This is a genomic window from Petralouisia sp., assembly GCF_056822245.1.
This window is the reverse complement of the sequence record NZ_JBQIOP010000005.1, coordinates 17,725-39,742: the sequence shown is the minus strand read 5'-3', so window position 1 is coordinate 39,742 and position 22,018 is coordinate 17,725. Positions and strand designations below refer to the sequence as shown.

Sequence of the window (22,018 nt, the reverse complement as noted above, 5' to 3'; positions counted from 1 at the left end):
GGGGCGGGACGGAGATGTTTTCAGAATCCCTGAAGAATTATGCACAGCAAACCTATGACAGCCGGATGCAGTGGATTGCAGACAGGCAGGCGGCCGTATCAAAAGAGAATACGGCAGGCCGCCCCGGCCGATGGATGAAACAATTCCAGGAAAAAGTCAGGCAAAAACTTGCAGCCTGCACCCCAAACCAACAGATTCTGATGAAATTTTTATACGGGACAATGCCCCTTCGGGATTTGGCGGAGTATGAATTTGAAATATTTTCAGACTTCGTGAAACATGGAATCTGGCTGCGTGAAGCAGTGGAATGGTGCAGAGAGCTGCCGGAAGAAATCTTTTTGAATGATGTGCTGTATTACCGGATTAATTCAGAAAACATTGAAAAGTGCCGCCCCTTCTTCTATGAGAAACTGAAAGACAAGATTCAGGGAAAGTCTCTGGAGGAAGCTGTTTTGGAAATCAATTACTGGTGCGCGGAGCGCTGCGCCTATGAAGCCTCCGATCTCCGCACCATTTCTCCCATGGGCATGTACCGGGCAGGGGCGGGAAGATGCGGGGAAGAATCCACCTTTGCAGTGACCGCATTCCGAAGTGTGGGAATCGGGGCAAGACAGGTCTATGCGCCCTGGTGGGCCCACTGCGACGATAACCATGCCTGGGTGGAGGTGTATGTGAACGGAGCCTGGAAGTTTCTGGGAGCCTGCGAGCCGGAAGAAAGGCTGAATCAGGGCTGGTTTGTAAACGCTTCCTCCCGGGCAATCCTGGTGCATGCCAGGAATTTTTCGGCTTTTCAAGCATCCTCTGAAGCCGGAGAAGCTGCTGACAGAACCGGATGGCATCGGGAAGGAGAGCTTCCCTGTTATCAAAACGTAACCGCCGGATATGCCAGAACCAGAAAGATACGGATAACGGTAACAGAGCCAGACGGCAGTCCGGCAAAAGCTGCCCGGGTATTTTTTGAAGTTTTAAACGGAGCGGAGTACCGGCCCGTTGCGGTGATAGAAACAGATGAAGAAGGAAAAGCGGCTTTAGACATGGGGCTTGGCACAATTCATTTGCAGGCCGTGAAAGATGGGAGAACCGGAGAAAAACTTCTGGACGTGGGAACATGCGCCGAAGCCTGTTTGAAGCTTAATTTCTGTAAACCGGAGGATTTCAGCCCGGAAATCATCAGAAACCGGCAGCTTTCATCAAACATAGAGGAAGAATCTGCCCAATGGTCAGATATTGATTTTCACGCGCCGGAAGAAACACTTTTGCAGCCGGAACAGTTAAAGCATCAGCGGGCGAAGAACCGGGAACGGATTCGTCAGGCGGCAATGTTAAGGAATGACCGGATCAGAAGGTTTTATCAGGAAGAACTGGCGGATGAATATCAGGAGGAGAAAGAGTTTCTCCGTTATGCAGCCGGAAATTTTCATCAGCTGCATCAGTTTTTAGAGAGGGATGAAAGCCCTGACCGAAAATGGCTGCTGCACAGCTTAAGCCCCAAGGATTACAGAGACGCCCGGGCGGATGTGCTGGAGGAGCACTTGCAGTATGCTTCTGTTTACCGCAGCAGGTGGATGGGGAAACAGGAATCAGAAAGGGACATTTATATCAAATATATTCTCTGTCCGCGGATTTTTTATGAAGAAATGACCTGTTACCGAAAAGAAATCTCAGCTTATTTCAGTGAGGAAGAGAAGCGCCTGTTTCGCAAAAATCCCAAAGAAATCTGGAAGTATATCAGAACCCATATCACATACGAAGAACAGCTTGAGTATCATACGATTTATACCACTCCTGCAGGCGTTTTAAAGCTGCAGTCAGGAACTCCCATGAGTCAGAAAATTCTGTGCGCAGCCATTTGCCGCACTCTGGGAATTCCCGCACGGATCAGCCAGGCAGAACAGGAAGTGGAGATCTGCCAAAACGGCGTTTTTGTGAAATTATCCGAAACAGAAGGGGAAACGGAATCCTCCCGCCCTGCAGTTCTTACTTTAAAAAGAAACAAAGAAGAGGAATGGAATTATTCTCAGAACTGGACCATTGCCCGCTTTCAGAAGGGGCGGTTTGTGACTCTGGATTATCAGGGCCTTGCTTTTGAGGACACAGCGCTGAAACTGAAGTTGGAGCCGGGGCATTACCGGATTCTGACTGCAAACCGCCTGCCCGGCGGAAACCAGCTGGCGGCGGAATGCAGAATATTTCTAAAGGCAGGCAGGCAGCAGGAGCTATCCTTAAAAGCGCGGACAGGACGCCTGGAAGAACTGTTGGTGAGCCATGTGTTCAGGGATTTTGAAGTTCTGGAACAGGGAGTGGGGATACCCATTTCCGCACTGACCAAAGACGGCCCTGCAGTTCTGGCATTTTTAGAACCGGGAGAAGAGCCTACCGAGCATGTGCTGAATGAGATTTTTCAGTATCGGGAAAGCTTTCGAAGCATGGGAATCCGGATCTGCTTTCTGGTGGGAGAAGAGCATGGGGTCAAAACAGCCGCCTGGGAACGGGCGGCAGCCATGCCGGAGGTTTGTATTTACCAGGCTTCTCTGGAGGACGTGGTGGAGCCTCTGGCCCGCAGCATGTACACAGATCCGGAGAAACTTCCGCTTCTGGTTATTGCAAATCCGGATCTAAGGGGCATATATGCCTGCAGCGGCTACCGCGCCGGAAGCGTGAAACTCATGCTGGAGCTTTTGAGAGTCAATCAAAGCCATTTACAGTAAACGTAAAAGAATCACAGGAACCAGAAAGGTGGAACTTATTCATGGTGAAGAAATATTTAAACAGCCATGTTGGAAATATACAGCAATTGATCTATGCCCGTCCGCTGACGTATGAGGAAGGCAGGGCCAGAGGAATGAAAGCCTATCAGGTGAAAAACGGCCCTCTGGAATTTACCGTAATGGCCGACAAATGCATGGACATTGCAGAAGCCTCCTTCTGCGGGCACAACATCAGCTTTCTGTCGAAGCCGGGGCTGATGGGCAGAAATCATTTTGACACCAACGGGGCGGAAGCCCAGCGCAGCATTATGGGCGGCCTTTTATTCACCTGCGGCCTGGAAAATATCTGCGCCCCCTGCAGCATAGAGGGCAGAGACTATCCCATGCACGGCAGGATTCGGACAACGCCTGCGGAGCATGTGGGGGCTGACGCCTGCTGGCAGGGAGATAATTATAAGGTTACATTAACCGGAGAAATGCGGGAAGGAGAGCTTTTCGGGGAAAATCTTGTGCTCCGAAGGACAATTTCCACCGTATATGGAAAAAACAGGATTTATATTGAGGACAGGATTTCCAATGAAGGATTCCGTCCGGAGCCGATGATGCTTTTGTACCATATGAATGTGGGGTATCCGTTTCTGAGTGAAAAATCCAGGATTATCCTGCCCACCAGAGCGGTGCAGCCCAGAGATGAAATTGCAGCCGCCCATACAAAAGATTACAGCCGGATGGAGCCGCCCAGGGACAATGAACCGGAATACGTGTTCCTTCATGAAATGGCGGCGGATTCAGAGGGAAATACCTTTGCGGCAGTGTTCAATGAAGAACTGGGCATCGGGCTGAAAATCGAATACAATCAGAAGGAGCTGCCTTATTTCATGCAGTGGAAATCCACAGCTTCCGGAGATTATGTAGTAGGCCTGGAGCCGGCCAATTCCAGTGTGTACGGAAAACCCTATCACATCAAAGAACACAGCCTGCATACAATAGCCCCTCAGGACACAGAAGTGAAACATCTGATACTGACATTTTTATCAGGTGAGCAATTGGCAGAACAGCTCGAGGAAGAAGCAAAAAACCTGCTCAAAATATAATAAACGGCAAAACATAAAAAGGAGAAACAGACATGAAACGTTCCAAAATCAACGCAGAAATCAAACATATGGAAGAAATCATTCAGGCCCATGGATTTGAGATCCCGCCTTTTTGCAAATGGACGGCTGAGGACTGGAAAACCAAAGGGGCAGAATACAATGAAATTCGGGACAATATGTTAGGATGGGATATCACAGACTACGGCCTTGGGAAATTTGACCAGGTAGGATTTTCCCTGATTACCATCCGAAACGGCAATCTGAAGCTGGATAAATATACCAAAACTTATGCAGAAAAACTTCTTCTGGTAAAAGAAGGACAGATGGCTCCCATGCATTTCCACTGGAATAAAATGGAGGATATCATTAACCGGGGAGGCGGCAATGTGTTGATCACCGTGTATAATTCCACCGAAGATGGAGAATTTGCGGACACCGACGTAACGGTAAACTGCGACGGCAGGGAATATACAGTTCCGGCAGGTACAAAAGTAAAGCTGACGCCTGGAGAAAGCATTACCATTTATCCTTATATGTACCATGATTTCCATGTGGAGGAAGGAAGCGGCGACGTGCTGTTGGGAGAAGTTTCCATGTGCAACGACGATGAAAACGACAACCGGTTCTATGAGCCCATCGGCCGGTTCCCTGAGATTGAAGAAGATGAAGCGCCGTACCGTCTGCTGTGCAATGAATATCCCAAGGCAGAGTAGAGAAGGAGAGTCCAATTGATACAACAGAAATTAAACGAAAACTGGCAGATGCATGGTCAGGGCCAGCCTGCACAGCCGGCGGTTGTCCCGGGAACAGTCTACACGGATCTTCTGCGCAATGGAAAGATGGAAGATCCTTTCTGGAAGGACAATGAAATCCGTGCATTGCCTTTGATGGAACAGGATTATGAATATGAAACCTGTTTTGATGCAGAACCAGAGCTTCTGGCAAGTGAAAAAATCTTGCTGCGTTTTGACGGACTGGATACGGCTGCAGACATTTATCTCAATCAGACCCACATCGGAAATGCCTGCAATATGCACCGGATCTGGGAGTATGATGTTACGCATATTCTGAAAGAAACCGGCAATGAACTGAAAGTGGCGCTTCATTCTCCCCTGAAATTTATTCGGGAAGCATTTAAGGAATGCCGGACTTTGGGCTCTGAGGACGCCATGGACGGTTTTGTCCATCTGAGAAAGGCCCACTGCATGTTTGGGTGGGACTGGGGCGCGCATCTGCCGGATGCAGGGATTTTCCGGGAAGTGTCACTCCTTGGAATGACGGGCGCAAGACTGGACAGCGTGTACATCCGCCAGAATCATACCGGGGGAGAAGTATCCTTATCTCTTTTTGTCGAGACAGAGAATTCAGCCGGAGCAAACATTTGTTATACCGCAGAACTTACTGCGCCGGAGGGTACAGTCCGGACGTTTGCTGATTCTCCCCGGGAGATCCAAATCGAAGCTCCAAAGCTCTGGTGGCCCAACGGATACGGCAGCCAGCCTCTATATAAAGTTAAAGTCACCCTCTTTACAGACGGTATGGTTTCTGATACCTGGGAACGCAATATCGGCCTTCGTACCATGACCGTGAAAACGGAAAAAGACCAGTGGGGAACCGGCTTTGCCCATGAAGTCAACGGCGTAACCATATTTGCAATGGGAGCCGATTATATCCCGGAAGATCATCTGCTTGGGCGGGTAACGCCGGAAACCACCAGGAAATTGTTAGAGCAGTGCGTGGCTGCCAATTACAATGCCATTCGGGTGTGGGGCGGCGGATATTATCCTGAGGACTGGTTTTATGATATCTGTGATGAACTGGGCCTGATTGTCTGGCAGGATTTCATGTTTGCCTGTGCGGTCTATGAACTGACGCCGGAATTCAAAGAAAATATCCGCCGGGAATTTATTGACAATGTCAAGCGTCTCCGCCATCATCCCTCTCTGGGACTGTGGTGCGGCAATAACGAAATGGAAATGTTTGTGGAAGAAGGCCATCACTGGGTCACCAAAAAGACAGAAGTGCGGGACTACATTTTAATGTACGAGCAGCTGATTCCGGAAGTGTTGGAAACGTATGATCCGGAGACTTTTTACTGGCCTGCAAGTCCTTCCTCCGGCGGGGCCTTTGACGAACCCAACAGCCCGGACAGGGGAGATGTGCATTACTGGAGCGTATGGCACGGGAACCGTCCGTTTTCAGAATACCGGAAATACTTTTTCCGCTATGCCTCTGAATTTGGCTTCCAGTCCCTTCCGGCGAAAAAGACTCTGGAAACCATCACAGACGATCCCGGAGATATGAATCTGTTTTCTTATATTATGGAAAAGCATCAGAGACAATACGGGGCAAATGGAAAAATTATGAATTATCTGCAGCAGACCTACCTGTACCCTTCAGATTTTGACACGCTGATTTATGCTTCGCAGCTGCTGCAGGCAGACGCCATCCGCTACGGCGTAGAGCATTTCCGAAGGAACCGGGGCCGCTGTATGGGAGCCATTGTCTGGCAGCTGAACGATTGCTGGCCGGTGATTTCCTGGTCATCCATTGATTACTGCGGCCGTTGGAAAGCGCTGCATTATGCGGAAAAAAGGTTTTTTGCGCCCCTTTTGGTTTCCTGCCAGGAGGAGGGCATGATGACCCAGGAGGCGGATATGAACCGGGAGCATTTTATCTTTGAAAAATCAATCCGCCTGAATGCTGCAAATGAAACCAGAACAGAGCAGCAGGCGGAAATATTCTGGGAAGTCCGCAACGCAAAGGCGGAGATTGTAAGAAGCGGAGAAACAAAGCAGGTGTGTATTCCGGCGCTTACCAGTGTGTGGCTTGAAAAGACAGAACTGCCGGAACTGGATGTATTTTCAGAATATGTCAGCTATGGGATGAGACAGAACGGCAAAGTGATCTCTGAGGGAACCGTTATATTTTCTTATCCAAAGTATTTCCGTTATGAGAATCCCCATCTTTCCTGCCGTCTGGAAGGTGATGAAATCATTGTATCCGCGGACGCTTATGCAAAAAGCGTGGAAATTCAGAATGAACAGGAGGATTTCATTCTTTCCGACAACTATTTTGACCTGAACGGAGGAGAGAAGCGGGTGAAAATCATTTCCGGAGAAGCAAAGGGAATCCGCTTGAGAAGCGTTTACGACATCCGGTAATAAAGGTTTTATATTTGAATGCAGAAGCGTTGGTTTTGAGGCAGAACGCTTCTGTTTTTTTACATACTATGAAAGCTAAAGCTTCCATAGCATGGATGGCCATGCGGCCTGCCGCACGACAAGCTAAGCAAGATGGGGGTACTATGAAAGCTAAAGCTTCCATAGCATGGATGGCCATGCGGCCCGCCGGACGGCAGGCTGAGCAAGATGGGGGTTTATTATGCAGATTGTCAGCTGAAATTTCTGAAAAATTAGTTGTATCTCAGTATTTATCATGTTATAATTTGCTAAATTACATTTTATTCTGGGAGAATTCTTGTTTAGGATAGGATATCAGAAATAAAGTATTCTCTCAAAGCTTTAATTTAGGAGGGTTTAAAATTGAAAAAACGAATTCTTTCAGTTATTTTAGCTTTGTGCCTCTGTGTTTCTACCCAGTCGGTGGCATACGCAGGCCAGGGAGAGTTTTTGCAGCAAGAGGATGTTTTTGCGGAAAGATCTGTGTCTGAGCCAGAGGCCCGTGACGCCGTAGATCCGACTGAAAAGGAAGTTTATGAGGCTATGATTGCGTTGAAGAATGAATATCCGGAAGGCAGGTCCTGGACTAACGCAAATCCAGAAGGAGATTACCGTTGGAAAGGCGGGCCCCTGGGCGGAAAGAACATTGTTGCTGTGGGCTGCGTAGCGTTTGCTTTTATACTCAGTGATACGGCATTTGACAAGTTGCCGGCCAGAATGTATGCACCGAATGAGTTTGAATATGAAGATATAAAACCCGGAGATATCCTGCGCGTAAATGGGAACTCTCATACTGTGATTGTGCTTGAGGCGACGGATGCAGGTGTGATTGTTGCAGAAGGAAACTATAACGCTTCGATTCATTGGGGAAGGCCGATTTCTAAGGAGCAGGTAATGAACAGCGTAAGCGCTTATATCACCCGCTATCCGATTAATCATGTATCGGAGGAAGATCCTGATGCCAATCAGTCAATTGCATCTAGTGATCTTGCAGAAGGTCTGACATGGAATTTAACCAAGGCAGGTACGCTGACGATCTCCGGTAAAGGGAGTATGGGGGATTTTGAAAGCATCGAAGCACAGCCCTGGAAGGATTACAGAGAACAAATCCTGAAGGTGGTTATTGAGGACGGCGTTACCAGGATCGGCGCTTGTGCTTTTAGAGAATGCGGGATTTTTAGTGCAGAGATTCCAACCAGTGTAACAGAAATTGGCAGCAGTGCATTTGCTGAATCTTCCATTCTTTATGTGAACCTTCCATCCAGCGTGAAGAATATCGGCAGTTACGCTTTTCAGAAATGTCTTAATCTCAGTACAGCAACTGTTCCTGAAGGAGTGGAAGTGATCGGAAGCAGTGCTTTTAGTGGCTGCACAAGCCTTACTTCTATTGCGTTGCCGGCAAGTATTAAGGAAGTGGGTGAAGCTGCATTTTTTAACTGTACAGCAATGATAAGCGCAACCTTTGCTCCCGGCAGCCAGCAGGTGAAATTGGGGAATCAGATGTTTATGGGATGTCAGCGTCTGGTGAACATAACATTGCCTCAAAGCATAGATGGTATGGGTGAGGAAATGTTTATGAATTGTATGACATTAGCTGAAGTGGAGATTCCTCAAGGTGTGAACAGTATAGACATGAAAGCATTTGCTTCCTCTGGAGTGGTCACTATTCTGATTCCAGACAGCGTAACAACGATAGGGATAGCAGCATTCAAGCCTAGTGTTTTACAGGAGATATACTTTACTGGTACAGAGGAGCAGTGGAACAGTGTAAATAAAACAAATAATACGTTTGAGGGAGTGAAAATTAATTGCAACTACAGCCCTACCGAGATTACGGATGAAAATACGGTTGTGACATTGAGCCAAAAAAAATATGATTATGATGGCGTAGATAAGACGCCAACTGCAATTGTAAAGGTGAATGATCAACCGCTGACTTTTAGAGATTGTATCGTTACGTATAGTAATAATACGGAACCTGGAACAGCTGCAGTAACTATCACAGGCAAGTTCAGGTATACAGGAAGCGTAACAGTCAATTTTGAAATTGTTGGAGACGGAAACGGCGGAGGAACTGGAAATCCAGGAGGCAGTGACGGAAGCGGCGGAGGAACTGGAAATCCAGGAGGCAGTGACGGAAGCGGCGGAGGAACTGGAAATCCAGGAGGCAGTGACGGAAGCGGCGGCGGAAGCGGCAATCCGGGAGGCAGTGACGGAACCGACGGCGCAGATAGCAGAATCAACCTTTCCAAAGCGAACATAACATTGGATAAAAATAGTTACACATATGACGGAACCGCCAAGACCCCAGCAGTAACCGTAACACTGGATGGCAAAACATTAGTTCTCAATACGGATTATACGGTTTCTTACAGTAATAATATCAAAGTAGGAACAGCGGCTGTAACTGTTACAGGCAAGGGCAAATATACCGGCAGCGCGACTATTAATTTTACAATTACAGAAGCGGCAGGACAGAATCCAGCCGTATCCATTACCTGCAAAAAAACCGTGTATAAGGTTGCTTACGGTGTAAAACCGTTCAAAATCAATGCAGTTTCAGAAGGCAGGATGACCTTTACCAGCTCCAAGCCGAAGATCGCTGCTGTGGATAAGAATACCGGGGAAGTAACAATCAAAAATACCGGAGTTGCCGTCATAACCGTTCAGGCGGGAAATGTATCGAAACAGGTGACAGTTAAGGTAAGCCCCAAGAAACAGTCTGTAAAGTCAGCAAAGCCAGGAAAAGGCAGAAAGCTGACTGTGAAATGGGCAAAGGATAAGAAGGCTTCGGGATATCAGGTGCAGGTGAGTACGGATAAGAAATTCAAGAAAAACTTAAAAGCTAAGAAAACCTCAAAGACTTCGTATACTTTTACAAAGCTGAAAACCGGCAAGAAGTATTATGTAAGGGTGCGCAGTTACAAGAAGTCCGGGAAAGAGACATTGTACGGCTCATGGAGTAAAGTAAAATCCACCGGAAAGATCAAGAAGTAAGCAGAAGATAGGAATTCTGTTTTGCAGGATAAATGATTGGGCTGCTGAAAAAAAAAGCAGTTTATATACAAGATAGGAACGATTGAAGAGCATCCGTATTTTGTATATAACAGCTGTTTTGCAGCAGCCCTGTTTTCTTGGTTCTGGAAAGTTTTTGCATGGCAGTCCGGCAGGTCTTATCGCTGCCAGATATATTACTCCGGCGGTTAAATATTGCAGTATCTTACTTATCCCATCTGCTGCGATATTTAACCGCCGGAGTAATAAACATCTGCCCGCCTGTCAGTTCATCAGCAAATCCATCAGATATCCATACACTTCTTCATTTTGTTTTTTCCAGTTGGCGCAGATGGCCTCGGCCTGTTCCTTCGCCCGAACTGCAATGGTTAAGTCAATCAGGGAACGTTCCTTATCTTTGATCTGGCACCGCACGGCAAATTCCTGCCCCGTGGTTTTGTAATAATCTGCAATCACAGAAATTTCCTGCCGCAGTTTCATTTTGTTTTCCTCAAAATAGGTCAGCACATCTGATTTGATGGCCGCGGATATTTTGTCGGGAAAATAGGACAGTGTTTCCCTTCCGGCAGGCATAATGTAATAGCAGGTATTGTTGTGGGTGGACTCCGTCCGAATCAGCTCCGCGTCAATTAATTCACTGATGGCCTTTTGAACATTAAAGTAAGTGGTATATTCTTTTTCCAGTACAAAATTGGAAATCTGGGTGTTGGTCAATGGAAAATCCACATGATCTAACATGTATAATACAATCAATTTATATTGGGTCAGAGCTTCTGCCATTTTTCTCACTCCTTATACATACATGCCGGGCATCACTGCATGAATTCGGGTGCAATGATCAGGCGTTTTCGTCCGGAATATAATATTTTCCCTGCCAGGTGTCCCGGTCTTTCATGGTTTTCTGAATCTGGTTCAGGACAGTTCGTTTTGCGCTGCTCCAAAGAGGGGCGATCAGCAGATTCTTAGGGCCGTCTCCGGTGAGCCGGTGGATGGTAATGGCAGGCGGCAGGAGTTCCAGACAGTCTCCAATCAGCTCACAGTATTCCTCCATGGAAAAAAGAGGGAAGGGCTGTTTTTGATACAATGCGCCCAAATCCGTGTCAGATAATACATGGAGCAGCTGCAGTTTTATGCCGAATACAGGCAGGCGGCCCACATGCGAAACTGTTTCCAACATCTGCCGGGGCGTTTCGCCGGGCAGCCCCAGAATCACATGGACGATAACAGAAATCTGCCGTCTGGCCAAATCTGAAACAGCCTGATGGAAGCATTCCAGTGTAAATCCGCTGCGGATAAACCGGCTGGTGTCCGGATGGATGGTCTGCAGCCCCAGTTCAATCCAGACCGGCTTATATTGGTTCAGTTCGTCCAGCAGGGATAAAACTTCTTCTGAAAGGCAGTCCGGCCGGGTGGCAATAGACAGGATTACCACATCCGGATCTGAGACAGCTTCCCAAAACAGCTTTCGCAAAACGTCAACGGGGGCATAAGTGTTGGTGTATGCCTGAAAATAAGCGATAAATTTCCGGCAGTTCCGCTTTTTTTGAATCTGCTGTTTGGCAGAGGACAACTGCAGTGCAACCGGAAGGTGAGAGGACTGGGAAAAATCGCCGCTTCCTTTTGCGCTGCAGAAGATGCATCCCCTGCTGCCCACAGAGCCGTCCCGGTTGGGGCAGGTCATACCGCCGTTTAAGGACAGGCGGTAGACTTTTTCCCCGAAGGTCTGTTTCAGATAATAATCCACAGAGTAGTACCGTTTGTCATTCCAAAACATGGGAATTACCTGGAAATATGGGATTTTACCGCGTGGCTTACCACTTGCGCCACCCTTGGGTCAAAGGCTTCCGGCATAATGAAATCTGCGCACAGCTGTTCTTCGGATACCAGGCCGGCAATGGCTTCTGCGGCGGCCAGTTTCATTTCCTCGGTGATTTGGGAAGCCCTTCCCTCCAATGCGCCTTTGAAAATCCCCGGAAAAGCCACCACATTGTTGATCTGGTTGGGAAAATCGCTGCGTCCGGTGCCCACAATTTTTGCGCCGGCTGCCTTGGCGATATCCGGCATGATTTCCGGAACAGGGTTTGCCATGGCAAAGAGAATGGCGTCCTGATTCATAGAAGAAACCATTTCAGAAGTTACAATTCCCGGAGCGGAGACGCCGATAAAAATGTCTGCGCCTTTTAAAGCGTCCGCCAGAGTTCCGGTCTGCTGTTCCAGGTTGGTAAGCTCCGTCATTTTTTTCTGCATCCAGTTAAGGCCCGGATAGTTTTTGTGGAGAATTCCCTGACGGTCACACATGGTAACAGCGGGAAATCCCCAGGTCAGCAGCAGGCGGGTGATGGCGATTCCGGCGGAGCCTGCGCCGTTCACCACGACCCGGCAGTGTTCTTTTTCTTTTCCTGTGACCTTTAAGGCATTGATAACGCCGGCCAGTACCACAATGGCAGTTCCGTGCTGATCATCATGGAATACCGGGATGGGCAAAATCTGCTTCAGCCGTTCCTCGATTTCAAAACAGCGGGGTGCGGAGATATCCTCCAGGTTGATGCCGCCGAAGCCGGGGGCCATGTAGGTAACCGCTTTGATAATTTCTTCCGTATCCTGGGTGTCCAGGCAGATAGGGACGGCATTGACGCCGCCGAATTCTTTGAACAGGACGCATTTGCCTTCCATCACCGGCATGGCGGCATAAGGGCCGATATTCCCAAGCCCCAGCACAGCGCTTCCGTCAGATACAACGGCCACCGTGTTGGCCTTCATGGTATACAGATAGGCGTCGTTGGGATTTTCGGCAATCAGCTTGCAGGGCTCCGCCACACCCGGGGTATAGGCGATGGACAGATCTTCCCTGTTTTTGACCGGGGATTTGGAAATGGTCTCAATCTTGCCGTTCCATTCTTTATGTAGAAAGATTGCTTTTTCACTGGTTGTCATAATGAATCGCTCCTTTTTGTAAAAATAATTCTCTCAATTGCCGGGGACAATCCGGCAGTTTCCTTTGCATTCACAGATTAAAAGTCCGCGGCAGCTTTGGCACTCACTCATTTAAGGATATCATGAAAAAAAATACAAATCAAGGAAAAAAGTACTTCCTATTTATAAAAAGATAGTGTATAATGGGATTCATTGAAATTTCTGTATATCATTTGCTGCTGATAAGAAACAGCAGTTGAAATCATAGTCTGATCTGACAGAGATTCCCGAAAATGGCAGTCAAAAGGAGAAAGAAATGAGAGAAAAATATGAAAGTTTATCGGTTACTGTGTTAAGAGAGGTAGCAAAAGCGAGGGGATTAAAGCATCTTTCCGGTTTGAAGAAACGTGAACTTGTGGAATTGATGCTTCAGGAGGACGAGAAATCTTCCGGCGGAGAAAACGAAGAAAGGCAGGCTCAGACTGCAGAGAGCCAGAAACCGCAGCCTGCAGAAGCCAGCCGGGAAGAGGGGAACGTACAGAATTCAGAAGAACGGAAGGCTCAGCCGTCTGAGGGGAGACGGGAAGAACGGAGAGTTCAGCCGCCTGAAGGGGGACGCGAGGAACGCAGAATGCAGAATCCGGAGCGTAAGCCCAACCGGATTATCACGGCAGACGGCATTGAGATTGACAATCCGGAACTGGACAGCGGAGTCAGCGCCCACGGAATTCTGGAGGTTATGCCGGATGGTTACGGATTTATCCGATGTGAGAATTATCTTCCGGGAGATCATGACGTCTATGTATCTCCTTCCCAAATCCGCAAATTCGGCCTGAAAACAGGCGATATTATTCATGGAAATACAAGAGTAAAGACCCAGCAGGAGAAATTCAGCGCTCTTTTATATATTAAAAGCATCAACGGAAACCATCCTTCCGAGATTCTGAAGCGTCCGAATTTTGAAGATCTGACTCCGATTTTTCCCAATTCCAGAATCCGGTTGGAGACAGACCGGACAGCGGTAGCCATGCGGATTATGGATATTGTATCGCCCATTGGAAAGGGACAGCGCGGGATGATTGTATCTCAGCCCAAAGCAGGAAAGACCACGCTTTTGAAACAGGTGGCGAAGGCAGTTACCCGAAACAATCCCCAGATGCATCTGATTATTTTGCTGATTGATGAACGTCCGGAGGAAGTGACGGATATCAAAGAAGCCATTGAAGGGAAAAATGTGGAGGTTATTTACTCTACCTTTGATGAGCTTCCGGAGCACCACAAACGTGTGTCGGAGATGGTAATTGAACGGGCAAGGCGTCTGGTGGAGCACGGCAAAGACGTCATGATCCTTTTAGACAGCATTACCCGTCTGGCCAGGGCATACAACCTGATTGTTCCGCCCAGCGGAAGAACGCTGTCCGGCGGTATTGATCCGGCAGCGTTACATATGCCCAAGCGGTTCTTCGGCGCAGCCCGCAACATGCGTGAGGGAGGCAGCATTACGATTCTTGCCACTGCCCTGGTAGATACCGGAAGCCGTATGGATGACGTTATATATGAAGAATTTAAGGGAACCGGCAACATGGAGCTGATTTTGGACCGGAAGCTGTCTGAGCGGAGGATTTTCCCGGCAGTGGATATTACCGGGTCCGGCACCAGAAGAGAAGATCTGCTGCTGAACCGGGAAGAGCAGGAGGCTGTGGAGATTATGCGCCGGGCCATCAACGGCATGAAAACGGACGAGGCTGTGGAGTCAATATTGAATCTGTTTGTGCGCACCAACAGCAACCGTGAGTTCTGCCAGATGATAAAAAAGACAAAACTTTCCTAAAAATTTGTAAAACAACTTGCATATATGGAAAAAGTATGCTATGCTAATAAAGCTGTTGTGTATGCAGCATAATGTTGGAAAATCAGACAAGATTTAAAATACAGTGTGAAGAGGTGAAATCATGAGAGAAGGAATCCATCCAGATTATTATCAGGCAACTGTAACATGCAACTGCGGCAATACTTTTGTTACAGGCTCAACCAGGAAAGATATTCATGTGGAAATCTGTTCCAAATGCCATCCGTTCTATACCGGACAGCAGAAGGCTGCTCAGGCTCGCGGACGTATTGATAAGTTCAATAAGAAATACGGCATAAATAATCAGTAATATCACTTGCAGGCTCCGTGAATAATTAGGATATGCAGCAAAGGGAGGATGTCTTTTTTCTTGGACATCCTCTATTTTTCTATTATGAGCGGTACAGTACGGCAGGGAGCAGCAGACGCTGCATCTGAAAGGAGAGAAAAGTTGGCATACTCTGGAATTGGCGGACAGGCTGTAATGGAAGGCGTAATGATGAAAAATGCAGAGAGTTATGCCGTTGCAGTCCGTAAGCCGGATCATGAAATAGTAGTAGAGAAGAAAGAATACGAAGGGATCTGCAGGAATGAGACGATCCGGAATCTGATATTTGTAAGAGGAATTATCAATTTCATAGAATCCATGATACTTGGAATGTCCTGCCTGACCTTTTCCGCTTCTTTTTTTGAGGAGGAAGAGATTCCGAAAGAAGAACGGAACCGGAAGAAAGAAAAGGCGGAAATTGGAATTACCATCTGCCTGTCTGTGGTGCTTGCAGTGGCAATTTTTATGGTATTTCCATTTTATATGTCTCTGCTGTTTCAGAAGTTCGTAGCATCGGAGACAGTGGTGATTCTCATTGAAGGAATCTTAAGGCTTCTGATATTTTTGGCATACATTCTGCTTATTTCCCGGATGGAGGACATTAAACGGGTGTTTATGTATCACGGCGCGGAACACAAATGCATTAATTGCATTGAGCACGGCATGGATTTGACGGTGGAAAATGTAAAGAAAAGCTCCAGAGAGCATAAACGCTGCGGGACAAGTTTTTTGTTTGTGGTTGTGATTCTTACCATTATCGCCACCATGTTTATCCGGGTGGATTCCAGAATCCTCCGGCTTTTGCTGCGTCTTGCCATTGTTCCTCTGGTGGCGGGAGTTTCTTTTGAATTTATACGTCTGGCAGGAAGAACCGACAATCCTTTGGTGAATATTTTAAGCAAACCGGGATTGTGGATGCAGAAATTAACTACAAAAGAGCCGGACGAAGAGATGATAGAGGTGGGAATTGCCTCTGTGGAAGCGGTTTTTGACTGGAAAACCTATGTAAATACCTTAAGGGAGAAAAAGTTATGACATTTGAGGGGGCATTGAATTACGGGAGAAATCTGCTGAAGGAAGCCGGCGTTCTGAATTATCAGTTAGATGCATGGTATTTGATGGAATATGCCTGCAAAATGAACAAAAGCGAATATTATCTCCGCGGTTTTGATGAAATAGAAGATGAAAAATTTCAGGAATACGAGCTTTTACTGAAAAAACGGGGAGAGCGGGTGCCTTTGCAGTATATTACCGGCGCTCAGGAATTTATGGGCCTAAATTTCAAGGTGAATTCCCATGTGCTGATTCCCCGTCAGGACACAGAAACACTGGTGGAAGAGGCGCTGAAAATTTTAAAGCCAGGTATGGAAGTGCTGGATCTGTGCACCGGCACCGGATGCATTATCATCAGCCTTTTAAAGCACGCAGGAACAGAAATCAAAGGAACGGCCAGTGACATTTCCAAACAGGCCCTTTTGATTGCCAAGGAAAATGCCAGAAATAACCAGGTGGAAGCAGAATGGGTGCGCAGTGATTTATTTCAGAATATTACCGGGACCTTTGACCTGATTATTTCCAATCCGCCTTATATTCCCACCGGTACAATCAGTAAGCTGATGCCGGAGGTAAAGAATTTTGAGCCTTTGGAAGCATTGGACGGGGCGGAGGACGGTCTGATGTTTTACCGGAAGATGATACCGGAAAGCCTGAAGTTTTTAAAGCCCGGCGGATATCTGTATTTTGAAATCGGTTATGATCAGGGAAAAAAAGTGTCTTTTCTGATGGAAAAGCATGGATTTTGTAATGTGAAAGTTGTGAAGGATCTGGCAGGAAGTGACAGGGTTGTCTGCGGAAATCTGCCTGCGGCAAAGCAGATTGTACACAGCGAAACAGACAGAGAGGAAGAGAAAAATGTTTGACAGATTAGAAGATATCCTTCTTCGTTTCGAAGAGATTATGAATCAGTTAAGTGAGCCGGATGTGGCCAACGACACCAACCGGTTCCGCAAATTGATGAAGGAGCAGAGCGATCTTGCGCCTATTGTGGAATCCTACAAGGAATATAAACAGGCAAAGCAGAATGTTGAGGATTCTCTTGCCATGCTCGAAGAGGAGAGCGATGAGGAACTGCGGGAGCTTGCCAAGGAAGAACTGAATGATTCCAAGGCAAAGGTGGAGGAACTGGAAAAGAAACTGAAGATCCTGCTGCTGCCCAAAGACCCCAATGATGATAAAAACGTTATTGTGGAAATTCGCGCCGGAGCCGGCGGAGATGAGGCGGCTTTATTTGCAGCGGAGATTTACCGGATGTATGTGCATTTTGCAGAAGGCCGCCGTTGGCGGGTGGAAACCATGGAATGCGAGGAAATCGGCATCGGCGGTATGAAAAATGTTACCTTTATGATATCCGGACAGGGAGCCTATTCCGTTATGAAATATGAGTCTGGCGTCCACCGTGTGCAGCGGGTGCCGGAAACAGAGTCCGGCGGGCGGATTCATACCTCCACCATTACCGTTGCAGTGATGCCGGAGGCGGAAGAAGTGGATGTGGTCATTGATGAAAAAGATATCCGTATTGACGTGATGCGCGCCTCCGGAAACGGCGGTCAGTGTGTCAATACCACGGATTCTGCAGTACGCCTGACCCATTATCCAACCGGAATCGTAATTTACAGCCAGACAGAGAAGTCACAGCTTCAGAATAAGGATAAGGCATTCGCCCTGCTTCGCGCCAAACTTTATGATATTGAATGCCAGAAGCAGCATGACGCGGAAGCGGAGGCCAGACGGAGCCAGATCGGCACGGGAGACCGTTCGGAGAAGATCAGAACCTATAATTTCCCCCAGGGACGTGTAACCGATCACAGAATTAATCTGACCTTGTATAAACTGGACAAGGTGATGAACGGGGATATCCAGGAAATTGTGGATGCGTGTATTGCGGCTGATCAGGCCGCGAAGCTGAGTAACTTTGAAGATAAGGCTTAAACCTCTGATTCATTTTATCTGTGTATGTATTCTGGCATGTTCTGTGACCCTGGGAACACTGCCGGTTTACGGAGCGAAACTTCCGGCTCTGAAGGTGAAGGGCGCCCAGCTGGTCAATGCAAAGGGAAAAGTCGTTCAGCTGAAAGGAGTCAGCACCCACGGCCTTTCCTGGTATCCCCGGTATGTGAACCAGAAAGCATTTGCTTATATGAAAAAGAACTGGCGGATCAATGCCGTGCGTCTGGCCATGTATACCGGCGAATACAATGGTTACTGCACCGGGGACAAGGCCAATCGCAGAGCCCTGGAAAAGAAAATTGACCAGGGGGTGAGATATGCCGCAAAAGCCGGGTTATACGTGATTATCGACTGGCATATTTTAAGCGACGGCAATCCGAAAACTTATGAGAAGGAATCCCTTGCTTTTTTTAAGAAAATGGCTTCAAAATATAAGAACCGCACCAATGTAATCTACGAAATATGCAATGAGCCAAACGGCGGCGTTTCCTGGGATACCATTAAGTCCTATGCAGAAAAGGTCATAAAGGTGATCCGCGCCAGGGATAAGAATGCTGTCATTCTCATCGGGACGCCTAACTGGTCCCAGGATGTGGAGCTTGCGGCGGAGCATCCCATTCAGGGATATAAAAATCTCATGTATTCCCTGCATTTTTATGCAGGAACCCACGGGGAATTTTTAAGGGAGAAAGCCCAGGCGGCGTTAGACCGGGGGCTGCCGCTGTTTGTGTCAGAATTCGGCATCTCAGACGCTTCCGGAAACGGAGCGCTGAATAAAACAGAAGGCAGCCGGTGGATGAAATTTTTGAAAAAGAACAAAATAAGTTATATTGGATGGAGCCTTTCCAACAAACCAGAAAGCTCCGCTTTGCTGAAATCTTCCTGCAGCAAAACCTCCGGTTGGAAATCCGGGGATTTGACACCCTGGGGAAAATGGCTGATAAAACAGTTAAAGCAATAAGCAGAAAATATTACGCTTTTACGGAAAGAACTTACCGGGATACGGCTCCCGGTAAGTTCTTTTTAAGATAGATTACTCCGGCGGTTAAATATTACTCCGCCGGAGTAATATCTTTCGGTAAGTTACAGAAAGAATTCTCAGAGATACAGCTCCCGGTAATAATCCAGTTCTTCTGCAATAATTTCATCCAGAACCCGCATTCCCAGAAGCTCCACCGGAGCTTTGTCGTCGGTCAGAATCAGAGTCCCGGATTCCCGCAGGGACAACTGTCCAAAAACAGTTTCCATCATATCAGAAAGAGCCGGATCTGTGAGGGTATTTCTTCCGGCGGCAAAAGTCTCCATCACCTGGGGGCTTTGGAAGGCAAACACCTCGCAGTTGGTGCCGCCGCTTACCGGGGCCGTGTACACAGATTCAAATACGGAGCCTATGGTATCGCAGAGATAATCGTTGATGGAATCTTTGGAGCCGGATTTCATATTCATATTTACCACCATTACGCCCTCCGGATTTAAGTGTTTGGCCACTTCCGTGAAAAATTCCCTGGAGGACATCTGAAACGGAATGGTAATGTCCTGATAGGCGTCTACCATAATTACATCATATGTTTTGTCGGAGGCCGCCAGATAGGAACGTCCGTCATAAACGGACACCTGTACAGAATCAGGAAGTTCAAAATACTCCGCTGCAAGATTTGCGATTTTTTCATCAATTTCCACGCCCTCGATGGAAGAACCCGGAAAATATTCACAGCAGTATTTGGCAAAGGTGCCGGTGCCCAGGCCCAGAATCAGAATATCTCCGGGCCTGTCCTTCGTAATGCCTGCCATCAGAGGCGCAGCCAGCGCGTAATCGTAATACATGCCGGTAAGGCGGGCGTCTTTCATCAGGATGGACTGTACCCCGAAGAGCACGTTTGTGGACAGAATGACGGAGCTTTCCGTTTCTTTTACCTGCAGATAATTGTAGATGGATTCATCCTCCAGCGTAATGTCTTTTTCCCAGAAGGCAAAACTGTAAGTGGAGGAAGTCAGTCCAAGTATAAGGATCAGCGCAAGGGTCAGCGCGCATTTGACCATATTTTTTCGCATAGAGAGAAAATACAGGATGCTGATACAGGCTAACACGCCGGAAAAAATCAGAAAGGTTACCGCCGTTCCCACTGAAGGTATGGTGACGAAGGTAGGCAGAAAGGTGCCGATAATGCTTCCGATGGTATTTAAAGCGTTCAGCTCCCCTACGGTTCTTCCGTTGCTGTCTAAGCTGCTCACTGCATATTTGACCAGGGAAGGGGTGACAGTTCCAAGGAGGATACAGGGAAAAGCAAATACTAAAAGGCAGGCAAAAAGCGCAGCCCATACCAGAAAATTTCTGGTGATGAATGCGGCAAGCAGCAGAGAGATTCCGCCGATCAGATATCTTCCGGCAAAGGGAATCAGCGCAATCCAGACAGCGGCAAGCAGCAGCCTTCCATACAGCCTGTCCGGCGAAGGAGATTTGTCTGCCAGACGGCCGCCCCATACGTTTCCCAGGGCCATGGCAATCATAATGACGCCGATAATAACCGTCCATACAATTTGGGAAGAACTGAAATAGGGAGCCATCAGCCGGCTTGCGCCCAGTTCCACAGCCATCACCGACATGCCGGAGAAAAATTCCGTAACATATAGAAAATATTTGTTGCCTAAAATATTTTTTTCTTTCATAAGCGACCACCTTTATTTATGATTTTATCCCTATTCTAACACAGCCGTCAGAAAAATAGTAATTTTTTTTATTTTTTTGAATAAAGAAGGAAAAACCGTTTATACTAATATCATCCGAAAGGGACAAAGCCCCCACTTGTCCTGCTCGGGTAAGCGAAATGCTTTGAACCAAAGATAAGGTTAAATACTTATCCTCCCCTTTTTAGAATCCCCTGTCTGGCTGACGCAGACAGGGGATTTTGACATTCCGGGGGTTTTGAACCGGCGTTATGGGGCATTGCCGGCCGGTTTTTGTCCGGCTTTTCAAAAAAACCCTTTGAAAAAACAGAGAAAATGAGTTATACTATGAAAAGCCTGTATCAAGGGGCGTTAAGAATTGTGACAAAGGATGGTATTTAAAATGGCATTATTAGAACAATGGAAAGAAATTGCATACAATCAGGAAACAAATAAAGGGGAGCTTCAGAAATTCTGGCAGAGATACTTCCTTCTGGAAAAAGGAGTTTACGAGAAATTACTGGAGGACCCGGATCAGGCAGTGGAGGGCACGGTGAAAGAACTGTCAGAGAAATATGAACTGTCCATTATGGATATGACAGGATTTCTGGACGGCATCAACGACAGCCTGATTACCCCCAATCCCATTGAAGAAATGGAAGAGGACACCCATGTAAGCCTGGCTTTTGACAAGGAAAAATTATACAAGAACATGGTGGACGCCAAGGCAGACTGGCTCTATGAGCTGCCCCAGTGGGAGAAAATTTATGATGAAGAAACCCGGCACAGGCTGTATCTGGAGCAGAAGAAATCCGGCACCATTATCAAAGAGGACAAGGTGTATCCCAACGATCCCTGTCCCTGCGGCAGCGGGAAAAAATACAAGAAGTGCTGCGGAAGAAACAAATAGGGTAAAACCGCGTTTGGCATGTCCCGTGCAGTACAGTTGATGTTGTATTGCATGGGATTTTATATTACAGCTCAGACCGCTGATTTGAAAGGAGAATGACTATGTGCAGATTAAAAGAATGGACTCAGACGTTAACAGATGTTGTGGCTATGACAAAGAAAGAATATATACTGACCATTGCATCCAGCCTGTTGGGGGGAATTGTAATAGGGTTTGTATTTGCCCCCAAACGAATCAAACATACCACCATCGGCAGTCATAACGGCAATGGACCTTCAGATGATTTCTTTGATGAATGGGAAGATTCCGATGATATGGAAGAGGATGAGCTTTCTTTTTAGTAAGAAGA

Annotated in this window: 17 protein-coding genes; 13 read left to right on the top strand and 4 right to left on the bottom strand. The window is 47.3% G+C overall.

Annotated elements, in window-relative coordinates:
• Positions 1-14 precede the first annotated feature (14 nt).
• From ACTO17_RS03245 to ACTO17_RS03225, 5 genes are all read left to right on the top strand, one after another.
• Entirely contained in the window at positions 15-2,708 is a 2,694-nt protein-coding gene (locus ACTO17_RS03245; protein WP_482556881.1) for a transglutaminase-like domain-containing protein, read from the top strand.
• Between the two features lie 41 nt (positions 2,709-2,749).
• Complete coding sequence (locus ACTO17_RS03240; protein WP_172536857.1) at positions 2,750-3,802, top strand: aldose 1-epimerase family protein; 1,053 nt, start codon at positions 2,750-2,752, stop codon at positions 3,800-3,802.
• Positions 3,803-3,834: 32 nt separating this feature from the next.
• Complete coding sequence (locus ACTO17_RS03235; RefSeq protein WP_172536858.1) at positions 3,835-4,515, top strand: D-lyxose/D-mannose family sugar isomerase; 681 nt, start codon at positions 3,835-3,837, stop codon at positions 4,513-4,515.
• Positions 4,516-4,530: 15 nt separating this feature from the next.
• On the top strand, positions 4,531-6,966 hold the full coding sequence (locus ACTO17_RS03230; RefSeq protein WP_482556880.1) for a beta-mannosidase: 2,436 nt from the start codon (positions 4,531-4,533) through the stop codon (positions 6,964-6,966).
• A 381-nt stretch (positions 6,967-7,347) separates the two neighbouring features.
• Positions 7,348-9,981 (top strand): leucine-rich repeat protein, encoded by a 2,634-nt coding sequence (locus ACTO17_RS03225; RefSeq protein WP_482556879.1) that lies wholly within the window; start codon positions 7,348-7,350, stop codon positions 9,979-9,981.
• Between the two features lie 282 nt (positions 9,982-10,263).
• Here ACTO17_RS03225 and ACTO17_RS03220 read toward each other — a convergent pair whose 3' ends face one another.
• The 3 genes from ACTO17_RS03220 to ACTO17_RS03210 are packed head-to-tail and all read right to left on the bottom strand — an operon-like array spanning position 10,264 to position 12,933.
• Positions 10,264-10,779 carry a DUF4364 family protein gene (locus ACTO17_RS03220; protein ID WP_172536860.1) on the bottom strand — a complete coding sequence of 172 codons (516 nt, stop codon included), beginning with the start codon at positions 10,777-10,779 and terminating at the stop codon, positions 10,264-10,266.
• Positions 10,780-10,837: 58 nt separating this feature from the next.
• Positions 10,838-11,773: a tRNA modification radical SAM protein MnmL/YtqA gene (mnmL, locus tag ACTO17_RS03215; protein WP_482556878.1), complete on the bottom strand. Its 936-nt coding sequence runs from the start codon at positions 11,771-11,773 to the stop codon at positions 10,838-10,840.
• Positions 11,774-11,778: 5 nt separating this feature from the next.
• Positions 11,779-12,933 carry an NAD(P)-dependent malic enzyme gene (locus ACTO17_RS03210; protein ID WP_482556877.1) on the bottom strand — a complete coding sequence of 385 codons (1,155 nt, stop codon included), beginning with the start codon at positions 12,931-12,933 and terminating at the stop codon, positions 11,779-11,781.
• Positions 12,934-13,228: 295 nt separating this feature from the next.
• Here ACTO17_RS03210 and rho point away from each other — a divergent pair, with 295 nt between their 5' ends.
• The 6 genes from rho (at position 13,229) to ACTO17_RS03180 (ending at position 19,056) form a co-directional block, all read left to right on the top strand.
• Complete coding sequence (gene rho / locus ACTO17_RS03205) at positions 13,229-14,743, top strand: transcription termination factor Rho (protein WP_482556876.1); 1,515 nt, start codon at positions 13,229-13,231, stop codon at positions 14,741-14,743.
• A 121-nt stretch (positions 14,744-14,864) separates the two neighbouring features.
• Positions 14,865-15,071: a 50S ribosomal protein L31 gene (rpmE, locus tag ACTO17_RS03200; RefSeq protein ID WP_172536864.1), complete on the top strand. Its 207-nt coding sequence runs from the start codon at positions 14,865-14,867 to the stop codon at positions 15,069-15,071.
• A 141-nt stretch (positions 15,072-15,212) separates the two neighbouring features.
• Positions 15,213-16,124 (top strand): DUF1385 domain-containing protein, encoded by a 912-nt coding sequence (locus ACTO17_RS03195; protein WP_482556875.1) that lies wholly within the window; start codon positions 15,213-15,215, stop codon positions 16,122-16,124.
• Positions 16,121-17,008, top strand: a complete 888-nt coding sequence (gene prmC / locus ACTO17_RS03190) for a peptide chain release factor N(5)-glutamine methyltransferase (RefSeq protein WP_482556874.1) — start codon at positions 16,121-16,123, stop codon at positions 17,006-17,008. The genes ACTO17_RS03195 and prmC overlap by 4 nt, the downstream gene beginning before the upstream one ends.
• Positions 17,001-18,077, top strand: a complete 1,077-nt coding sequence (gene prfA / locus ACTO17_RS03185; RefSeq protein WP_172536867.1) for a peptide chain release factor 1 — start codon at positions 17,001-17,003, stop codon at positions 18,075-18,077. The genes prmC and prfA overlap by 8 nt, the downstream gene beginning before the upstream one ends.
• On the top strand, positions 18,061-19,056 hold the full coding sequence (locus ACTO17_RS03180; protein ID WP_482556873.1) for a glycoside hydrolase family 5 protein: 996 nt from the start codon (positions 18,061-18,063) through the stop codon (positions 19,054-19,056). Before prfA ends, ACTO17_RS03180 begins: the two co-directional genes overlap by 17 nt.
• A 137-nt stretch (positions 19,057-19,193) precedes the next feature.
• On the opposite strand, the gene ACTO17_RS03175 is transcribed toward ACTO17_RS03180, so the two are convergent.
• Entirely contained in the window at positions 19,194-20,762 is a 1,569-nt protein-coding gene (locus tag ACTO17_RS03175; protein ID WP_482556872.1) for a spermidine synthase, read from the bottom strand.
• A gap of 400 nt (positions 20,763-21,162) precedes the next feature.
• Between ACTO17_RS03175 and ACTO17_RS03170 the strand changes: the two genes are divergently transcribed.
• Both ACTO17_RS03170 and ACTO17_RS03165 read left to right on the top strand, forming a co-directional pair.
• On the top strand, positions 21,163-21,669 hold the full coding sequence (locus ACTO17_RS03170; protein ID WP_172536869.1) for an SEC-C metal-binding domain-containing protein: 507 nt from the start codon (positions 21,163-21,165) through the stop codon (positions 21,667-21,669).
• Positions 21,670-21,770: 101 nt separating this feature from the next.
• Entirely contained in the window at positions 21,771-22,010 is a 240-nt protein-coding gene (locus tag ACTO17_RS03165) for a hypothetical protein (RefSeq protein WP_172536870.1), read from the top strand.
• The last annotated feature ends 8 nt before the right edge of the window (positions 22,011-22,018 follow it).